This is a genomic window from Acinetobacter sp. (genome assembly GCF_050285345.1).
Taxonomy (GTDB): Bacteria; Pseudomonadota; Gammaproteobacteria; order Pseudomonadales; family Moraxellaceae; genus Acinetobacter.
On record NZ_JBLZXR010000047.1, the window covers coordinates 1 to 2635 of the forward strand.

General features: G+C 46.4%; 3 protein-coding genes. All 3 read left to right on the forward strand.

Annotated elements, in window-relative coordinates; genetic code table 11:
* Positions 1-1252, forward strand: a 1252-nt coding sequence (locus tag ACN6OV_RS04420; RefSeq protein WP_427949967.1) for a polynucleotide adenylyltransferase PcnB, incomplete at its 5' end; no start/stop codon positions are given.
* On the forward strand, positions 1249-1737 hold the full coding sequence (folK, locus tag ACN6OV_RS04425) for a 2-amino-4-hydroxy-6-hydroxymethyldihydropteridine diphosphokinase (RefSeq protein WP_427949970.1): 489 nt from the start codon (positions 1249-1251) through the stop codon (positions 1735-1737). The genes ACN6OV_RS04420 and folK, both read left to right, overlap by 4 nt.
* Positions 1738-1784: 47 nt before the next feature.
* Positions 1785-2594 carry a 3-methyl-2-oxobutanoate hydroxymethyltransferase gene (gene panB / locus ACN6OV_RS04430; protein WP_427949972.1) on the forward strand — a complete coding sequence of 270 codons (810 nt, stop codon included), beginning with the start codon at positions 1785-1787 and terminating at the stop codon, positions 2592-2594.
* Positions 2595-2635: the final 41 nt, after the last annotated feature.

The window sequence follows — 2635 nt, forward strand, 5'->3', positions numbered from 1 at the left end:
CGGACGACGTTGCCGTATTATCGGACGACGTTTTGAGCTTGCTCATGTCTATGCTGGTCGCGAGCTGATCGAAGTTGCCACTTTCCGTGCACCGCCTAAAAAGGCAGTCACTTCTGCCTCAGGCATGATTTTACGTGACAATAATTGGGGCACCATTGAACAGGATTTTGCTCGCCGTGATTTTTCCATTAATGCGATGTATTACCAGCCGCGTAAAGGCATTGTGCTGGATTTCTGTCATGCCATTGACGATATAAAAAATAAAACCTTACGTTTGTTGGGCGATCCAACTTTACGTTTTGAAGAAGACCCGGTACGGATGCTGCGAACTTTGCGGTTCGCTGCAAAATTAAATTTCAGTATTGCACCTGAAATTCTTGAGATTTTTACCCCGGAAATGACCCAGTTGCTGCGAGATATCTCTCCGCACCGCTTATATGATGAATCACAGAAGTTGTTCACCATGGGACATTTGAATCGTGTGCTGCCGATGTTGATTGATTTTGATATTTGGCGTCAGTTGTTTGCAGACATCAGCCCGGATATCTCGACCTTTATTGAACGTGCTGCTATCAATACCGATCAGCGTATTCAAATTGGCAAGACCATCAACCCGGCATTCTTTTATGCGGTATTGTTGTGGAAACCGTTCTTAGAGCGTTGCAACTTTTATTTAAGTAAAGGTGTTGTTCCTGCAGAGGCAAGAGCACAAGCCGGTTTGGATGTTTTAAAACGTCAGGCCACCCGTACTATCATTCCACGTTTTGCCGAAACCTTTATTCGTGAAGTGTGGGAAATGCAAACGCGTTTGCTTAATCCGAAGCCGCAACAAATTCAGGCTTTATCAACCCATGCGCGTTTCCGTGCCGGGTTTGACTTTTTGTTGCTGCGTGAGAAATCTGGCGATGACACCACCCAGGGCATGGGCGTGTGGTGGGATGCGTATCAACAGATGACGACGGACGAAAAAGAGCGCGCCATTAGTCAATATAACCGTCAACGTGCAAAAAGCCGTCGTAAAACTGCAACAGAAGATGTGGTAGAAACTAAATTGGTGGCTGTTGAGATTGAACCTTTGGTTAACGAGCCTGAACCGCGTAGCCGCCGTGAACGCAAGAGTCGGGCAAAACCGGAAAGACCGGCTCAGTCTGCTTCTTCAAATGGCTCCGAAATTGGTTACGATCATCCAATTTTAAAACGCAAACGGGTCAAACGTGATTTAAGTCAGGTTGTTTTTGGACCGACACAATGATGACAGTAACCTATATTGGCTTAGGTAGTAACCTGGGTGATTCGCGTCAAATTTTGATCGAAGCAGTGCAGAAGCTGGCGACATTGGGAACAGTGAAAATCTCCAGGCTGTATCAAAGCCCTCCAATGGGGCCACAAGACCAGCCCAATTACTTAAATGCGGCTGTACAGCTGATTACAGATTTGGCGCCACTGGCATTGCTGGATGAATTGCAGCGTTTTGAACAGGAATCGGGTCGAGTTCGACTGCGTCATTGGGGCGAACGGACTTTGGACCTGGATCTGCTTATTTATGGCGAAGAACAGATTCATAACGAGCGTTTGACTGTGCCGCATATTGGTGTCATGGAGCGTGATTTTGTACTGATGCCATTGCTTGATTTGGATGCAAATTTGCAACTCAAAGGCCAATTATTAAAAGATTTACCGCTATTGCAACATCCGTCGCTTACAGTGCTGGATGACGGAAATTGGGCAAATATTTAATTTTTTGCATGACCGCTTGAGAAAGTCGTCATAAGAGGAATATCTGGATGATTAGTCTAAGTGACTTAAGAAAATTTAAAGCGGAAGGCCGCAAATTCTCCTGCCTGACTTGCTATGATGCGAGCATGGCAAAGGCGATGGAAGTTGCTGAGATTGATACAATTCTGGTCGGTGATTCTTTAGGAATGACCATTCAGGGCTGTGATTCTACTTTACCTGTGACTGTCGCAGATATGGCTTATCACACAGCAGCGGTTCGCCGTGGTAATCAGCATGCGTTTATTTTGACTGATTTGCCGTTTATGAGTTATGCCACGCTCAATGATGCCTTAATCAGTGCTAAACAGGTGATGCAAGCTGGCGCCCACATGGTGAAAATAGAAGGTGGCGCATGGCTGGCCGAAACGGTTCAGGTCTTGACCCGCAATGGTATTCCTGTGTGCGTACACTTGGGTTTAACCCCACAATCTGTGCATGTGTTTGGCGGCTATAAAGTTCAGGCGCGTACCCGTGAAGCTGCTGATCAGCTGATTGCTGATTGTAAGGCTGTGGTGGAAGCCGGTGCTGCGGTACTTCTGCTGGAATGTGTTCCGGCACAAGTGGGTAAGGAAATTAGTGAGTTGTTTCCACATACGCCTGTCATTGGTATTGGTGCGGGCGCAGACACTGATGGTCAAGTGCTGGTTGTGCAAGATATGCTTGGATTGACCGGTGGTCATGTGGCTAAATTTGTGCGTAATTTTATGAAAGAACAAGCAGGGGAAACTGCAATTCTGGACGCTTTTAAGGCGTACCATACGGCAGTCCAAGAGGGTTCATTCCCTGCTAAAGAACAAACTTTTCAAGTCGAGCTGTAAACATGAAAACAGAAACCACCATTCAGGGATTAAGCGCTTCA

Bases quoted from the DNA above. Each gene is read 5' to 3' on its own strand.
- folK (WP_427949970.1), top strand. From the start codon at position 1,249: ATGATGACAGTAACCTATATTGGCTTAGGTAGTAACCTGGGTGATTCG.
- panB (WP_427949972.1), top strand. From the start codon at position 1,785: ATGATTAGTCTAAGTGACTTAAGAAAATTTAAAGCGGAAGGCCGCAAA.